At 47.2% G+C, this 16,290-nt stretch carries 10 protein-coding genes; 8 read left to right on the top strand and 2 right to left on the bottom strand.

Annotated elements, in window-relative coordinates; all coding sequences use genetic code 11:
• The first annotated feature begins 134 nt into the window (after nucleotides 1-134).
• Nucleotides 135-1,034, top strand: coding sequence for a nucleoside hydrolase (locus HMPREF1548_RS05305; protein WP_021634798.1), 900 nt, complete (start codon nucleotides 135-137; stop codon nucleotides 1,032-1,034).
• Nucleotides 1,035-1,038: 4 nt separating this feature from the next.
• On the opposite strand, the gene HMPREF1548_RS05300 is transcribed toward HMPREF1548_RS05305, so the two are convergent.
• The gene (locus HMPREF1548_RS05300) at nucleotides 1,039-2,610 is read right to left on the bottom strand and encodes a response regulator transcription factor (protein WP_021634797.1); all 1,572 of its coding nucleotides are present in this window, start codon (nucleotides 2,608-2,610) and stop codon (nucleotides 1,039-1,041) included.
• Complete coding sequence (locus HMPREF1548_RS05295; protein WP_021634796.1) at nucleotides 2,607-4,334, bottom strand: sensor histidine kinase; 1,728 nt, start codon at nucleotides 4,332-4,334, stop codon at nucleotides 2,607-2,609. The genes HMPREF1548_RS05300 and HMPREF1548_RS05295 overlap by 4 nt, the downstream gene beginning before the upstream one ends.
• Before the next feature lie 270 nt (nucleotides 4,335-4,604).
• On the opposite strand from HMPREF1548_RS05295, the gene HMPREF1548_RS05290 reads away from it, so the two are divergent.
• The 7 genes from HMPREF1548_RS05290 (at nucleotide 4,605) to HMPREF1548_RS05260 (ending at nucleotide 16,037) form a co-directional block, all read left to right on the top strand.
• Entirely contained in the window at nucleotides 4,605-6,128 is a 1,524-nt protein-coding gene (locus HMPREF1548_RS05290) for an ABC transporter substrate-binding protein (RefSeq protein WP_021634793.1), read from the top strand.
• A 79-nt stretch (nucleotides 6,129-6,207) separates the two neighbouring features.
• Nucleotides 6,208-7,125 (top strand): ABC transporter permease, encoded by a 918-nt coding sequence (locus HMPREF1548_RS05285; protein ID WP_035321183.1) that lies wholly within the window; start codon nucleotides 6,208-6,210, stop codon nucleotides 7,123-7,125.
• A 13-nt stretch (nucleotides 7,126-7,138) separates the two neighbouring features.
• Entirely contained in the window at nucleotides 7,139-8,023 is an 885-nt protein-coding gene (locus HMPREF1548_RS05280; protein WP_021634791.1) for a carbohydrate ABC transporter permease, read from the top strand.
• Between the two features lie 108 nt (nucleotides 8,024-8,131).
• Complete coding sequence (locus HMPREF1548_RS05275) at nucleotides 8,132-9,460, top strand: glycoside hydrolase family 1 protein (protein WP_021634790.1); 1,329 nt, start codon at nucleotides 8,132-8,134, stop codon at nucleotides 9,458-9,460.
• Between the two features lie 15 nt (nucleotides 9,461-9,475).
• On the top strand, nucleotides 9,476-11,026 hold the full coding sequence (locus HMPREF1548_RS05270; RefSeq protein ID WP_021634789.1) for a DUF5597 domain-containing protein: 1,551 nt from the start codon (nucleotides 9,476-9,478) through the stop codon (nucleotides 11,024-11,026).
• Nucleotides 11,027-11,049: 23 nt separating this feature from the next.
• Nucleotides 11,050-13,467, top strand: coding sequence for a glycoside hydrolase family 3 N-terminal domain-containing protein (locus HMPREF1548_RS05265; RefSeq protein ID WP_035321118.1), 2,418 nt, complete (start codon nucleotides 11,050-11,052; stop codon nucleotides 13,465-13,467).
• Nucleotides 13,464-16,037, top strand: coding sequence for a glycoside hydrolase family 3 protein (locus HMPREF1548_RS05260; protein ID WP_021634787.1), 2,574 nt, complete (start codon nucleotides 13,464-13,466; stop codon nucleotides 16,035-16,037). The genes HMPREF1548_RS05265 and HMPREF1548_RS05260 overlap by 4 nt, the downstream gene beginning before the upstream one ends.
• The last annotated feature ends 253 nt before the right edge of the window (nucleotides 16,038-16,290 follow it).

The raw sequence follows: 16,290 nt of genomic DNA, 5'->3' as shown, positions 1-16,290 counted from the left end.
AAAACTGGCTTAATCAGCAGGCACTAATTAGCACTGATATTAAGTCGGATTATATAAAGTAAGTAGTAAGATTATATAAAGATTCCTGATTAAGCCGGTGGTAAACTTGTAGTATATAAGGAAGGAGGATAATTATGAATTATCATTACAACTGCCCGGAACATAAAAAGGTAAGAATCATTATTGATTCAGATGCAAAAAATGAGGCGGATGATCAGTTTGCTATCGTCCATGCGATGCTTACTCCTAAATTCAAGATCGCAGGCATTATAGCTGCACATTTCGGTAACTTCCACTCTGAGAATTCCATGGAGGATAGTTATAAAGAATGTCTGAAATTAAAAGAAATGATGGAATCTGATGTAAAGGTTTACAAAGGCGCCGCCAAATCGATTGAATCCAGGGGAATATATGAGTATTCCGAGGGGGCAGATCTGATTGTCAGAGAGGCTTTGAAAGATGATCCATCCCCTTTATACGTTTTATTTATGGGGCCAATCACAGATATGGCGTGTGCTTTGCTGGAGTATCCTGAAATACAGGATAAGGTGACAGCCATTTGGAATGGAGGCGCAGCCTACCCGGCTGGTGGAATGGAATTCAATTTAAGCAATGATATCCTCGCGGCTAACATAATAATGGAATCTGATATGAAGGTCTGGCAGATACCGGCAGATTGTGTCAGTGAGGTAATCTGCGGGATAGCAGAACTTGAACAAAAGGTAAGACCATATGGGAAAATCGGAAGGTATCTTTTTGAACAGCTTTCTGAGTTTAATGACTCCCCTTATGCCCACTGGACTTCAGGAGAAACCTGGGGACTTGGGGATTCCTGTACAATAGGCGTATTGCTGCATGACAACAGTTACTATTATAATATGCAGGAAGCCCCTCGGTTCAACATGGATATGACCTACGTGCATAATACCGGCTATAGGAAAATCCGTGTTTATCATAAGATGGATGCAAGATTTATCCTGGAGGACTTTTTCAGCAAGCTTGCGCTCACTTATAGGAAGCAAAAGCAGCTCTGATAGTTCAGTCTTTCCGTTCATCCGTAGGGGATACCCCCATAACTCTCCGATAGGCCTGGGAAAAGTAGGAGAAATTATCATATCCGAGTTTTGAGGCAATCACACTGACGGGAAGAGCGGTGGTTTGCAGCAGGTTCCGGGCCGATTCCATTTTGATTTTTAAAATATATTCTTTGAGCGTAATACCGCATTCGTTTTTAAACAGACGGGACAGATAATCGGCATTCATAAACAATGCGGCGGCCACATCTGCGGCGGACAAGGGCTGGTCTATATGATTTTCCAGATAGATTTTGGCCCGTTCCACCGCATTTTTTTCATTTCCGCAGGAGCTTTCCTCTGACTGGAAGTAATGGGTCGTCTCCTTAACGACTTCACGCATTTCCGGCAGGGAACGGGCATTCTCGCCCCGTTCCAGCAGGGGCAGGATTTTTTGTAGCTCCCTTCCCGGAGTATTTAACGCGTTGAGTATAATCTGCTGGAATTGAACCCAGAAGATATGGAGAAATCTGTGGTTTACCTGCTTTTTTTTGATGGCGTCATCAAAAAAATGATATACTTCCTCACATACAGTCTGCCCGTCCCCTTCTGCAAGAAGGTTTTCCCATCTGCGTATCTGTAAGTTATCCGCATACCTGGCAAAATGAGGCTGTGAATCGGCCGTACCGGTACTGAATATTCCGCTTGTCTGCAGGACATTGTCCCTTTTGGCCTGAAGCAGCCCCCCTGACAGTGTATTGAGCTGATTCAACGGGACCGCCGGGCTGCAGTAAAATGCGATGTCACAGTGCATATGTCCGGAAATTATGGGGTAGGCTCTGCTTAAAGGCTCCAGTATGGTATCCGGATCGGTGAAACGTCCGTTCGGTGCGTAGATAAGCCACCCCATAGAGGTGGAGTCAATCGTAAAAGACAATATTCCGTAATGTTTTTCTTCGTATACCTCAGTGACAATATTGTTGAGGGCGAAGTTCCATTCCTGGGCGGGCCAGGGCAGGGTATGCCACCGCAGTATATGTCCCCAAATGGAAAAACAGTCAGTTGCGGGGGTAACCTCCTTTCCCAACCGCCGGAGCACATCGCGTAAAGCAGAAATGGAAAGTGTTTTGCCGGCGGCCCAGTCGCTGAACAGGTTCTGAAGCAGGCCGGGGGTGTGCAGCTTGGCAAGCGTTCCATATTGCTCCAGTTCTTTTTCCGCATGTTCTTTTTTTACCCGTTGAATCGCCTTTGCCACGGTGGATTGAATATCCTCATAACGTGCGGGCTGCAGAATGTAGTCGAAACAGTTGAGCTTGATGGCTTCTTTGGCATACATAAAATCAGCGTGGGAAGTAAGAAATATACAGACAAAGTCCATTCCCTGCCTGCGTGCCCATCGCAGAAGGGAAAGCCCATTTTCTCCGGGCATTTCTATATCGCATAAAAGAACGTCGATTCGTTCCTTTTCCAGTATTTCCCTGGCCTGGATGGCATTGCCTGCAGTTCTGACGGATGTAATTCCCAAAGCATCCCAGTCCAATCCGGACATAAGACCGCTTAAAATACTTATTTGATCGTCTACCAGGAGAACAGTCATTGTAAATCACCTCCGGAAATGTTTGCATGTATGGGAAGAAATAGTTCAGCACAGGCGCCGCCGGCCAGATTCCTGAAATACAGAGTGGCTTTTTCCCCATACAGAAGACGCAGCCGCTGTTTCAGATTGGCTATGCCCACATGATAATCATTGTATACCTCATTGGCCGGGCCATTAAGTGTTTTCAGGATTTCTGCAGGGAAGCCGGCACTGTTGTCAGAAACTGTGATGTTTAAGTAACCGCCGTCCTCGCTGGCAAGCTTCCGGCACTTGATACGGATTTCCAAAGGGGTATCTATCAGCGAGGAATGCTTAATGGAATTTTCCACAAAGGTTAAAATACTCAGGGGCGGAATGGATGCCTGTGAAATGTCAGCATCTATTTCAAAATCCAGCTGCGGCGGCAGTTCCGTTCCAATCTGTTGGATACGGATATAGCTGTTTACGGACCGTATTTCTTCCTCCAGAGAGACTGGCTTGAAGCTGTTTTTAAAGGTACTGCGCAGATACGTGGAAAGATCGAGAATCAATTCCTGGATGTCAGCGTATTTTTTTTCTCCGGCCATGGAGTAAATCATATTCAGGCAGTTCAGGAAAAAGTGGGGACGGATCTGCATGTGTAAATATTGCAGCTGTGCCTGCTGGGTTTCCAGCTTCTGTTCATAAAAATCGATCTTTTGCTGACGGATAATATCCAGCATGGTATTAACGGTTCCGGAAATATCATTTACTTCCTGGATTCTGGATTCCTGCGGCACCCGGATTTGTGTATCTCCGTTTTGGATGGCCTGCGTGGTTTGGGTAAGGGTGTTTAAGGGCTCCAGTATAAACTGCCGCAGGCTGAGCCAGCAGAGAGGAATGGAAATCAGCAGTCCCAGGGTAATCGCCAACAGTACGCGCTGGGTGAAGTTGAGCATTTTTAACAAAGAAACGGAAGGCGTGGCATAGACAATATATCCGTTTTCCCGGGAAAGGGGAAGGAAGGTTAAATCATATTCCCTGCCGTTATCAGCCTGAAAAGTAACACCGGTATCTTTTCCGGGGAGGGGAATGGCATCTGCATGAAAAGCAATATTGCAAGCATAGGGAGTTCCGTCCTGCATAATGTAAAAAATCAGATTATTTTCACCCAGCACAGAATAGCTCTGCCGGGCCGGATCTATCATAGCGGCAAAAACAGTTTGGTTGCGTACATAGGTATTTAACAGCACAGTGCGGTCAGAGAAGGAAAGAGGAATCCATCCGGCTGCCGCGGGCCCGGCTTCGGCAGCAGCTTTGACCGCTGCGCGCAGAACGGCAAGATCTGACTGGGGATAGGAGCCGGTATATGAGATCCGATAATAATCAAAGGCTGTGGAATAGGTACAGAAGCTGCCTAAAAGTTCATTGGCTTTCAGCTGTACCTTACATGGAACCCCGACTGCCTGGGATGCCACATATGCATCTGTTTTTGTCCTGGCGTAAATAATGGAAGCAAAATCCATGCTGTTTACAACGGTATCGGTTAAAAAGTCCTCGGTTACACGGAGCGTATTTTCAAATTGCGCCTGGTATGCAGAAAGAGTACTGTAACGGGAATTGCGGACAGCGGTCTTCTGCTGCCAGACGGTATACACATCAAAAAGTACCACAACGATGAACAGCGGGAGTACGATAACTGACATAGTCAATATTGCCGTGTTGCGGAAGGATGTTGTATTATGACTCTTGAAAAAAACATTCATACTGTAAGCACTCCCTGTATTTTTATTGTGTTTCAAATATTTCAATCAGCTTCTTTTTCAGGGATTATAGCATATTATAAGAAGGTTTTGGGGAAAAGTCGGAAAAGCAACATCCGGAAGTAGGATTTTTAACATCAGCTTCCTTTGCGGTACAGCCATACATCGGATTTTCAACAATTCTCTTCGGATAAATTACAGAGAAGCAGCCGTATAAAAGATAAAATTGATTTAACAGTTATCCGAGATGGTAATGATGAAAGGAGCAATTTTATGAAAAACTTTTTAAACAGGTTGGGAATGACAGTTCTCACCGCTGCAATGCTGACACTTCCTGTCACCGGCTGCGGAGGCAGCAGTGATACAGGGGCGGCAGGCAGTACTTCGGCAGCGGGAAACGCATCTTCTGCAGCAGCCGGGAGCGAAACAGATAATGACGAAATAGTAAAACTCCGTGTCTGGGGCTTTGGTTACACGGCAACCTCTGATGATTGTGCAGCAGTGGCGGAAGCAATTAATGAGATTACACGGGACGAAATCGGTGTAGAAATCGAGCTTGTGCGTAGCGGTGACGGTGAAAAACTGAATCTTGCGCTTACCTCCGGTGAGCAGCTGGATCTGGTTAATTATCATACCTATTCAGGCGGCCTGGTCACACTTGTCAATAACGGAATGGCAACACCCCTTGAGGAGCTGGTGGAGCAGTACGGACAGGATGCTGTGTCAGCTGTTGGTGAAGAGAATCTGGCTATGGGAAAAGTAAATGGTACTTTGTATTCCATTCCTAATGTAACCTGCTTTGCAAATAGTTACGGTATGGCGGTGCGTCAGGACATCCTTGAAGAGCTTGAGGTTGATCCCAAGACTGTTAAGACCTGGGAGGAAATGCATGATTTGCTGGTCCGGGTAAAAGAAGCCCATCCTGATATGTACCCTGTGGTAAACAGCTGGGCAGGCGGCATGCAGAAAACCTTTGCTTTTGATAACCTTGGCACCGGTTTCTGGGATGCGCTCGGTATTCTGGAGAACGTGCATGATGGCAGTACGAAGGTTGTAAATATGTACGAAACGGATTCTTATCGTGAATTCTGTGAAATGATGTATCAGTGGAAACAGGACGGGCTTCTCATGCCGGATGTTACCACCAGCAATGAGAATAATCTGTGCAGCTCCGTAGGCTTTGCCGCGTTTGAGAATAACGGGCCTTTAAAATCGCAGCAGCTTTCCAAGGATTGGGGTAAAGAAGGGGTTGTTATAGAGCTTGTAAGCCCGTTTATAACATCAGATGCCGGAGGATCTTCTTTCTTCATTCCTTCTGTATCAAAGCATCCGGAAAAGGCGATGCAGCTTTGGAATCTGATGTATACAAATAAGGAAATTGCAAATCTGCTTACCAATGGTATTGAGGGAGTACATTACGAGTATACGGACGACAGCCGCAGTTCTGTCCGCTCCCTGGAGGGCAGTACCTGGGATTCCATGGACTGGCCCTGGCCAAACAGTTCTCTTGCCGCAGTTTATGAAGGGACTGATCCGGATATCTGGGCACAGAACATTGAATTCAGCAATAGTGCAAGTGTAAGCCCTGCACTTGGATTCCGTTTTGATAATTCCAGTGTTTTAAATGAGATTACCGCCTGCAATAATGTAATTGCCAAGTATGATGTGGGGCTGCGCTGGGGGGAACTGGATCCTGAGGAAGCGCTGCCGAAGTTCAATGAAGAATTGAAAGCGGCCGGCCTTGATACTATCATTGCTGAGAAACAGGCACAGCTTGACGCATTCCTGGCACAGTAAATATGATTTGAAGCTGATTGAACGGCGGGCGGAAATATCCGTGCCGCCGTTTTCTATCAAAACAGGAGGAATAGATATCATGCAGAAAGCTTTACGCTCACTGAAACGCTATTGGCCGTTATACCTGATGCTTCTTCCGGGTACGGTTTATCTGCTCATTAATAACTATATTCCCATGACCGGCATTGCAGTTGCCTTTAAACAGTATAATGTCCGGGATGGCCTTTACCATAGCCCGAATATCGGGTTGAAAAACTTTGAATTCCTTTTTAAGACAAGCGATGCATGGCTCATTACACGCAATACGGTTTTGTATAATCTGGTATTTATTATTTTGGGGGCGGTGCTGGCAATTTCGGTGGCTATTATTTTAAATGAAATCCGCAGCAAACGCGCAAAGCAGACGTATCAGACCATTATTTTGATTCCGTACCTGATTTCAATGGTGGTGGTCAGCTGCCTTGTCTTTGCATTCCTTAGCAACGGCAGCGGATTTTTGAATCATACGCTTCTTCCGGCGCTTGGCCTGGAACCCGTCAGCTGGTACAGCGAGCCAAAATACTGGCCGTTTATCCTTGTGCTGGTAAATACCTGGAAGATGGTCGGCTATAACTGTATCCTTTATTATGCCACCATCTGTGGCATAGATCATAGTCTTTACGAGGCAGCAGTCATGGACGGCGCCAATCGCTGGCACCAGATTACATATATTACCCTGCCTTGTTTGAAATCCACAATTATTATATTGACCTTGATGAATCTGGGCAATATTTTCCGTTCGGACTTTGGTTTGTTTTATCAGATCCCGATGAATTCCGGCGCATTGCTTGAAGTAACAAATACGATCGATACGTATGTGTACAGAGGGCTTATGCAGACCAACAATATTGGAATGTCTTCGGCGGCAGGCGTATATCAGTCCATTGTAGGTTTTGTTTTGGTGTTCACTGCAAATATGATAGTTCGCAAAATAGACAGTGACAGTTCTCTGTTTTAGGGAGGAGTTAAAAATGGTAGAAAAGAAAAAAGGTTTTCAAATATTTGCGCATTTCGTTATGATATTCATTGCGGTCTGCAGCGTGGCCCCTTTTATACTGCTTGTTATGTCCTCCATTACGGAGGAGAAGTCACTGATTGCCAACGGATATTCCTTTTTCCCGAAAGAATTCAGCCTCTATGCATATCAATATTTGCTGACGGGTTCGGGAGCCCTGCTGCGTTCCTATGTTATTTCTTTTATTGTAACGGCAGTAGGTACGCTGAGCAATCTGATTATTACAATTCTCTATGCTTATCCGCTTTCCAGGAAAGAACTGCCGGGGCGTAATTTTTTTGCCTTCTTCCTGTTCTTTACCATGCTGTTTTCCGGCGGTCTGGTGCCTTCCTATATCATGTGGACGCGTACCTTTCATATTCAGAATACAATTCTGGCGCTGCTGGTTCCGAATCTGCTCATGGGTGCCTTTAATGTTATTATGATGCGTACATATTTTACCGCGAATATACCGGATGCCGTGATAGAAGCGGCGCGCATCGACGGCGCTGACGAATTCCGTATTCTGTTCCGGGTCGTGCTTCCCATGGCGCTTCCCATTTTGGCAACAATCGGTATGCTTGTCGGACTGAGTTATTGGAATGACTGGATGAACGGTTTGTATTATATTAATGATGATAAGCTTTACAGTGTACAGGTATTACTGACAAATATCCAGCGCCAAATGGAATCTCTGAAGCAAAGCATGGGAACCGGGGGAAATGTATCGGTCGGGGAGCTTCCCTCCACATCAATCCGTATGGCAATTAATGTTATGGGAATTCTGCCTGTAATGCTTATTTATCCGTTTATTCAGAAGTATCTGGTCAGAGGTATTGCCATTGGAGCTGTCAAAGGATAGGTGCGGCCGAAACTAAAAAAGTAATTTTATAATTCTGTATATTATTTTACAATGAAAAAAGGTGGAAATATGTTATCCTTCATATAGAACAGGACAAGGAGGTAGGGAATGAGTTTTTCAAAGGATTTTCTATGGGGGGCAGCCAGCGCAGCTTATCAGGTGGAAGGTGCCTATAATGAGGATGGGAAGGGGATGGGCATCTGGGATGCTTTATCCGCTGGGCATGTGAAGCACGGGGACAACGGCAATGTTGCCTGTGACCATTACCACCGTTATAAAGAAGATGTGGCGCTGATGAAGCAGCTGGGGCTGAAGGCGTACCGGTTTTCAGTAAGCTGGCCGCGCATTATGCCGGAAGAAGGCTGTATCAATGAAAAAGGGCTGGAGTTTTATGGGAATCTTGTGGATGAACTGCTGGCAGCAGGAATCATGCCCATGTGTACCTTGTTCCACTGGAATCTGCCCATGTGGATTCATGAGCAGGGAGGCTGGCTTTGTGATAAGGTCAGCGATTATTTTGCAGAGTATGTAAAAATTGTGGTGGAAGCCCTGTCGGACAGAATATCCGTCTGGATGACATTAAACGAGGTATCTACTTTCCTGGGAGCAGGCTATATGGATGGTGTCCATGCTCCCTTTGAACAGTGCAAAGCCGGAACACCGGAAGCAAAAGAGCGGATCTGCGCTCTGACAAAAAATATTCTGCTGGCCCACGGCAAAGCTGTGCGTGTCATCAGAGAACAAGCCATTCTGCCTCCCGAGATTGGGATTGCCATGGATGGCACCTTATACATGCCCTGGGCGGAAACGGAGGAAGAAATCGAGAAAGCCAGAACAGCCACCTTCCCGGAAGGTGTGAGCTGTAAGGCGGTTAACTGGTGGCTGGAACCCGCAGTAAAGGGGAAGCTGCATCCTGAGATGGAAAGAATTATCAGTACGGAAGAATTGGGACAGATTCATCAGCCCCTGGATTTTATGGGCTATAACTGCTATAAAGCCAACAATTACGATGATGACTTCGGTCTAAATCCGGCATTATATCCGGGAATTCCCCGTACGGCAATGGATTGGGCAATTACGCCGGATGCCCTGTATTGGGCAGTCCGTTTTTACCATGAAAGATACGGCCTGCCGATTATGATTACGGAGAACGGCATGGCAAATGTAGATTTTGTCATGAGTGACGGCAAAATACATGATCAGCAGAGGATTGAATATCTCAAAGGCTATTTAAAAGGCTTAAAACGGGCTGTTGACGAAGGGTATCCGGTCATCGGTTATCTGTACTGGTCAATTCTGGATAACTTTGAATGGGCGGAGGGCTATGACAAACGGTTTGGGTTGATATATGTAGATTACCGCACGCAGGGGCGTACACTCAAGGACTCTGCGCTATGGTATGCCGGTGTGATACAGGAAAACGGTGAAAGGCTGTAAAAGGAGGGACAGGATATGAGTGGTATACCGGAAATCAGGACAGACAGAGGAATTCCCACACTTTATGTAAAAGACGTTCCCTTTTTTGCATTAAGCGGGGAAGTACATAATTCCAGTGCAGAGAGCCTTTCGTATATGGAGAAGAAGGTGTGGCCCAGGATTGCAGGAATGAATTTAAATACATTAGTTGTACCGCTTTATTGGAACCGGATAGAGGCACAGGAGGGCATTTTTGATTTTACACTTTTAGATGGGCTGATTTGTCAGGCAAGAGAGCAGAAGAAGCATTTGGTTTTTTTATGGTTTGGGTTATGGAAAAATGCGGAATCCACCTATGTGCCTGAATGGATAAAGCAGAATTGTGAGACTTACTTTCGTGTGGAAACAGTATATGGAGAAAAGCTGAATACTATTTCGCCTTTATGCGAAGCTGCTGTAGGCAAGGATGCCAATGCTTTTGCCCATGTTATGAAGCACATCCGCGCTATTGATGAAGAATTCTCTACTGTGATTATGATGCAGGTGGAAAATGAGACAGGTCTTTTGGGAACGCCTTGTGATTATTGCGCAAAAGCAAGGGAGGAATTTGTGCGGCCAGTGCCGGAAATACTTCTGGAGCTTCCTGCAGCACAAAAAAGGCCGGGTACATGGAAGGAGGTTTTCGGGGAGGATGCGGAGGAAGTTTTCATGGCCTGCCATATGGCCGGAGCCGTAGAGAAAATCACGGCGGCAGGCCGAAGCGAATATCCCCTGCCCTGCTTTACGAATGCCTGGCTGTATCAATTTCCCTGGTATGCAGGTTCCTATCCCTCAGGAGGCCCGGTCAGAAAAATGCATCAGGTCTGGAAGCTGGCAGCCCCTTCTTTATTTACGCTGGCGCCGGACATTTATGTACCCTACGCTGCTAAAGTGATGGATGAGTATGGATATGAAGGAAATCCGCTGCTGGTTCCGGAGATACGCAAGGATGCGGTAACGGCATCCTATGCCCTGTATGCTCTGGTGAAGCATAACGCCCTGTGTTATTCACCCTTTGGTATTGAAGATTTGGGGGAAGATACGGAAAATGTCAGCACTCCTACGGAGGAAATGATCAAGGCTTTAAAAATGGATCCATTATCCTTTGATTTAACAGGCAGCAGACAGGCATTATCAGCAGTTTATGGATTGTTTGAACAAATGAAACCACTGTATTTACAGATGCGCGGCACGGATCATATGCAATGCTGGCTGCAGAGGGATGAGAATGACCAGGGAGCCTTTTTTCGGTTTAAAGAGTATGATTTGGAAGTGGACTATTTTCCTAAAACTGCAGGATGTCCAGCGGCTGCAGGAGTTGTGTACGAACTGGGGAAAAACAGATTCCTGCTCATTGGCATGATGAGCAAATTTATATTCCATCCAAAAGCGGGCAGGAAAAAGAAAGTAAGCTTCCTGAAAATGGAAAAAGGCCAGCTGAGGAATGGCATATTTATGCCGGAGCTGGAAATGAACGGAGATGAATATATGGCGATGCTGATGATGGAGCAGCCGGTATGTTATCAGGTGGAACTTTTCCAGTACTGAGTAAGCAAAAGAAAGGGATTTATATGAGCGAAAAATATAAGGATACAGGCTTACGTCCCGAAGAGCGGGCGAAGTCGCTGTTAGAAGAAATGGGCCTGGAAGAGAAGATGGGACAGGTAAACTGTGTTTTCCCGTTTGACAGGGTATGCTTTGATTATGATTATATTTCCGAACAGACAAAATATGGAATCGGTGAGGTCAGTACCCTGGAAATGCGCCGCATGGAAACGCTGGAGGAAGCGGCAGCGTGGCAAAGAAAGGTTCAGGAGATTGTGATGGCTAACAGCGAGCATCATATTCCCGCAATTTTTCATATGGAGGGACTCTGCGGCGCTTTTATCCAGGATGCCACAAGCTTTCCTTCCGGTATTGGCAGGGCATCCTCTTTTGACACCGGGCTGGAAGAAAAAATTGCGGAAATTGTCAGCCGTCAGGAGGCGGCCTGCGGCATTACCCATGTATTGGCGCCGGTTCTGGATATTTCCAGGGATTCCCGCATGGGGAGGCAGGGGGAAACCTATGGTGAGGATCCGGTACTGGCTTCCGCTATGGGAACGGCTTATACAAGAGGCATCCAAAAGGGAGAAACTGCAGGAAGAAGGACAGAGAGTGTGGCAAAGCATTTTCTGGCTTTTCATAATTCGGAGGGCGGTATCCATGGGGCAAACAGCATGACTCCGGAAAGAACGCTTGAGGAAATCTATGGTAAGCCTTTCCAGGCAGCCATTACGGAATCCAATCTGCGCGGGATTATGCCCTGCTACTGCACATTAAACGGAGAACCGGTATCCGCTTCCCGCACCATTTTGACAAAGCTTCTGCGGGAAGAGATGGGCTTTGACGGGCTGTGCATCAGCGACTATGGCGCAATCGGAAATGTGCATAACTGTCAGCATGTGGGAGAAACAGCAGAGGAGGCGGGGCTTTTGTGCATGGAAGCCGGCATGGATGTTGAAATGCCAAATCCTGCGGGCTATAACGATAAGCTGGCCGCACAGTTTGCCAAAGGGGAGGCGGATATGGCGTTATTAGACAGGGCGGTGCTGCGTGTCCTGACTGCAAAATTCCGTATGGGGCTGTTTGAACATCCCTTTGCTTTGCAGGGGGAGGAACTGCGGAAGGCGTTTTCCCATGAGAAGGACAGGGAGGTATCCCTGCAGTCAGCCAAAGAATCAATGGTTCTCTTAAAAAATGAAGGGGTGCTTCCCATTTCAAGGGATACGAAAAAAATTGCGTTGATCGGCCCTCATGCCGACTGTGCGAGGAAATTTTTCGGCGGCTATACCCAGATGTGTATGATGGAATCCACCTATGCGGTTGCTAATTCCATAGCCGGTGTCAGCGGCAGCGAAAATGTGGACAATAAAAAAATAATTACAGTTCCCGGAACCAACATCCAGTCTGATGAAACGGAAGAATTTGATGAGATTTTAAAACGGCAGAAGCCGGGATGCAGGAGCCTGTTGGAAGAACTGCGTGAAAAAATGCCGGATGCGGAAATCATTTATGCTTACGGCTATCCCATAGCCGGAGCGGATACCTCACGTTTTGCCGGGGCGCTGGAGGCGGTGCGGAAAGCGGATGTGGTCATTTTAACCCTGGGAGGCAAGCACGGTACCTGTTCCATGGCATCCATGGGAGAAGGCGTGGACGGTGCGGATATCAATCTGCCGGAATGCCAGGATGCCTTTATCAGGCTGGCGGCGGAATTGGGAAAACCTATGATAGGGGTTCATTTTAACGGCAGGCCTGTTTCCAGTGATGCGGCTGACCGGTATCTGGATGCGCTCCTGGAAGCCTGGAACCCTTCGGAAGCCGGAGCGGAGGCAGTAGTGAGTGTCCTGCTGGGAGACTATAATCCGGGCGGGAAAATGCCGGTAACAACAGCCTATCACGCGGGGCAGCTGCCTGTTTATTACAACCATTTCCATAATTCGTCCTGGCATCAGACAGGAAGCATCGGGTTTTTAAATTATGTGGATCTGCCCCATACCCCCAGGTACTATTTCGGGCATGGGCTTTCTTATACCACCTTTGCCTATTCCGAGCTTCAGATATCCAGTGATGAGGTTGCGCCTTTTGAGAAGCTTACGATTTCCCTGAAGGTAGAAAATACAGGGGACAGGGCAGGGGATGAGGTGGTGCAGCTTTATCTGCATGATGCTTTTGCCAGCATGGCAAGGCCGGTAAGGGAACTGGCTGGTTTCCTGAGGGTTGGATTGGAGCCCGGCGAGAAAAAAACTGTGGTTTTTACTGTCGAACCCAGCCAGATGGCTTTTCTGGATAAGGATATGCGCTGGAAAATTGAGAAGGGGACGATTGAGGTTGAAATCGGCAGCTCTTCTGATGATATCCGTTTGACCGGTTCCTATGAGGTAACGGAAAACGGATGGGTTGCAGGAAAGGATCGGGCGTTTTATGCGAAGGCAGCTGTGGAATGAGAAAAAAGGATGGAGGAGTCGTGCAGATGCGGCATGAAATACTGGCAAAGAAAATTGTGGAGGAATCCGTAGTCCTGTTAAAAAATGAGGAACAGGTACTGCCTTTTGCCAAAAACCAAAAGGCCGCCTTTTTTGGCCGTTCACAGCTTGTCACTTATTTTTCCGGGAATGGCTCCGGGGCCGTGAAGGGTGCAGAAACCAATCATATTTTAGCTGCCTGTATGGAAAGAGGCATATGTCCTGCTGAGGAACTGAAATGCTGGTATCAGGCGCAGGCGTCAGAAGAAGAGGAACGCCCGGAAGAAGAATTTGATTTCTCCAGGGTAAAGGATCTGGTCAACAGCGGGCTGATGTATGAAATTTTTGGCAAATACCATGCGCCTGCCCCGGAATATGCCGTGCCGGAGGAGCTGTTGAGAAAATCAGCAGATTTTACGGATACGGCTGTGCTGGTGCTTGGACGGAATTCCGGCGGGGAAGAGTGTGACCGCCATCTGGAAGAGGATTATGAACTGACCGGAACAGAAAAAGCTTTGATTGACGGAGTATGCAAAAGCTTTTCACGGGTAGTGCTGGTGTTAAACTGCAACGGTTTGATCGATCTGGGCTGGACCGAGTCATATCCTGCCATAAAGAGCATTCTGTTTCTGGGGATACCGGGACAGAAGGGGCCTGAGGCGCTGGCAGGGATTCTGGCCGGGGAGGTGAACCCTTCCGGCAAGCTGCCTGTTACCGTAGCCCGCCGATATGAAGATTATCCGGCGGCCGGCCATTTTTCCTGGGATAAGGATCATCCGGAGAAGCTGCTTACCTATGAAAGCTATGGGCTTGATGCGGAGCAAAACGGAAGCATCGGCTTTACCAAAAGCCCGGTAACGGTATACCGGGAAGATATCTACGCAGGTTATCGTTACTTCGACAGCTTTGAAAAAAAGCCTCTGTTTGCCTTTGGTTTCGGCCTGTCTTATACCACATTTACCATCAGCGGCATACAGGCGGCAAAGAATACAGCAGGGCTGTGCATTTGGGCACAGGTACATAATACGGGAAATTGTGCGGGCAAAGAAACTGTGCAGGCATACCTGTCCGCTGTAACGAAGACAGAAAGGCCATATCAGGAGCTGAAGGGATTTGCCAAAACCGGGCTTATGCAGCCGGGAGAAGAGCAAAGGCTGGAAATCAGTATTCCCTGGAGAGAACTGGCGGTCTATGATGAGGCCTCAGCCTGTTGGATATTGGAAAAGGGAAGCTATCTGATAAGGCTTGGTAATTCTTCTGCGGAAACAAAAGCTGCAGTCCTGCTGGAGGCTGCATGGGATGTGGTGCTGGAACGCTGTCACAACAGATTGGGAATACAGGAATGCAATCGGGGGAAGGTAAGTTTCCTTTCCCGGAATGGGCAACGAAATGTATTTAAAAAAGAAGAAATAAGTAATGCAGTAAGGTTAACGCTGTCGGCAGAGGAGGGAATGCGGCTGGAGACGGAGGCTGCAGAGTATTTGTCGGAAAGGCGGGATAAGCTGACGGTGCCGGAAGAAAAACGGGGTCAGCTGCAGAAATTTACGGAGCAGCAGCTTGCCGCCCTATGCGTAGGCTATGGCCCCGGCGTACCCTTTTCTGCGTTTGGGGACGGAAGTGATCCGGAGACGATTTTTGATGAAAGCGGGAATCCCCTGACAACCAACAGCCATCCTGTGGGCGTGAATGGATATGTTTCCCCTGCTATGATTGAGGAAGGCATTTATTCAGTCAGCTATAAGGACGGACCGGCAGGCATCGGACAGACCGCATGGCCTTCGGAAATGCTGATTGCCTGTGCTTTTGACCGGGAGCTGTGGCAGGAGTTTGGAGATGCGGTGGGAGAGGAATGTGAAAAGGCCCGGGTGGATATTTGGCTGGCCCCGGCAGTGAATCTTCACCGCAGCCCTCTGGGAGGAAGGAATTTTGAATATTTTTCAGAGGATCCGTTTCTGACCGGTGTCTGTGCCTGCGAAATAGCCAGGGGCGTACAGCAGAAGCATCAGGTGCTTGTCTGCCCCAAGCATTTTGCGGTCAATGAACAGGAAACCTGCCGCCGTGGGAATGCGAAGAAAAATTATGATGCAGTCGATTCGATTCTGACAGAACGGGCTGCGAGGGAAATATATTTAAAGCCCTTTGAAATGCTCGTTAAAAATGCACAGATACATGTCTTAATGACCGCCTTTAATAAAATAAACGGAACCTTTGCCGGAGGCAGCAGGGATTTGTGCACCCATATTCTCAGAGAGGAATGGGGATTTGAAGGCGCCGTGGTGACAGACTGGGGTGATATGGATATCGTAGTGGACGGCGCAGACGCTGTGGCGGCGGGCAATGATATCGTGATGCCCGGCGGTCCGCCCGTGATTGCCCAGATTTTAAAAGGCCTGGAGGAAGGCAGAGTGGGCAAAGAAAAACTGGAGCAGGCGGCAGGTCGTCTTCTGCAGATGGAAAGCTTTCTGTATGATAAATTATCTGCGGACTCACGTATAGAGCTGTCAGGGCTTAATGTCCCGATAGAAAGAAACATCGTTTTTCTTTCGTTATAACAAGCCTTTACTGTGTGTTTGTGCTTTTATGCGGCGTGGTTTTTACGGGAACGGAATTAAAACGGCAAAGCAGGCTGTTCATGATGGAAGAACTGAAATAGTCATTTTCTGCCTGTAAAGCACTGTAATAGTCATTTTTTCTGCCTTGACAGAAAATCCTGTTTATAATATGGTTAAATTAAATAACGGTTTATTTATACTTTATGAAATTAACGCCATAAATATAAACGTGAATGATGTATATACAGGGAGG

It is taken from the genome of Clostridium sp. KLE 1755 (assembly GCF_000466465.2).
In the GTDB taxonomy this organism is placed as follows: Bacteria; Bacillota; Clostridia; order Lachnospirales; family Lachnospiraceae; genus Eisenbergiella; species Eisenbergiella porci.
Note: the sequence above shows the minus strand (reverse complement) of the source record. Positions and strands in the feature narration are given on the sequence as shown.

What these genes read in the sequence shown, in the direction of transcription:
- HMPREF1548_RS05290 (WP_021634793.1), top strand. Translation starts at nt 4,605, where the DNA reads ATGAAAAACTTTTTAAACAGGTTGGGAATGACAGTTCTCACCGCTGCA.
- HMPREF1548_RS05305 (WP_021634798.1), top strand. Translation starts at nt 135, where the DNA reads ATGAATTATCATTACAACTGCCCGGAACATAAAAAGGTAAGAATCATT.
- HMPREF1548_RS05300 (WP_021634797.1), bottom strand. Translation starts at nt 2,610, where the DNA reads ATGACTGTTCTCCTGGTAGACGATCAAATAAGTATTTTAAGCGGTCTT.
- HMPREF1548_RS05260 (WP_021634787.1), top strand. Translation starts at nt 13,464, where the DNA reads ATGAGAAAAAAGGATGGAGGAGTCGTGCAGATGCGGCATGAAATACTG.
- HMPREF1548_RS05275 (WP_021634790.1), top strand. Translation starts at nt 8,132, where the DNA reads ATGAGTTTTTCAAAGGATTTTCTATGGGGGGCAGCCAGCGCAGCTTAT.
- HMPREF1548_RS05295 (WP_021634796.1), bottom strand. Translation starts at nt 4,334, where the DNA reads ATGAATGTTTTTTTCAAGAGTCATAATACAACATCCTTCCGCAACACG.
- HMPREF1548_RS05270 (WP_021634789.1), top strand. Translation starts at nt 9,476, where the DNA reads ATGAGTGGTATACCGGAAATCAGGACAGACAGAGGAATTCCCACACTT.
- HMPREF1548_RS05265 (WP_035321118.1), top strand. Translation starts at nt 11,050, where the DNA reads ATGAGCGAAAAATATAAGGATACAGGCTTACGTCCCGAAGAGCGGGCG.
- HMPREF1548_RS05285 (WP_035321183.1), top strand. Translation starts at nt 6,208, where the DNA reads ATGCAGAAAGCTTTACGCTCACTGAAACGCTATTGGCCGTTATACCTG.
- HMPREF1548_RS05280 (WP_021634791.1), top strand. Translation starts at nt 7,139, where the DNA reads ATGGTAGAAAAGAAAAAAGGTTTTCAAATATTTGCGCATTTCGTTATG.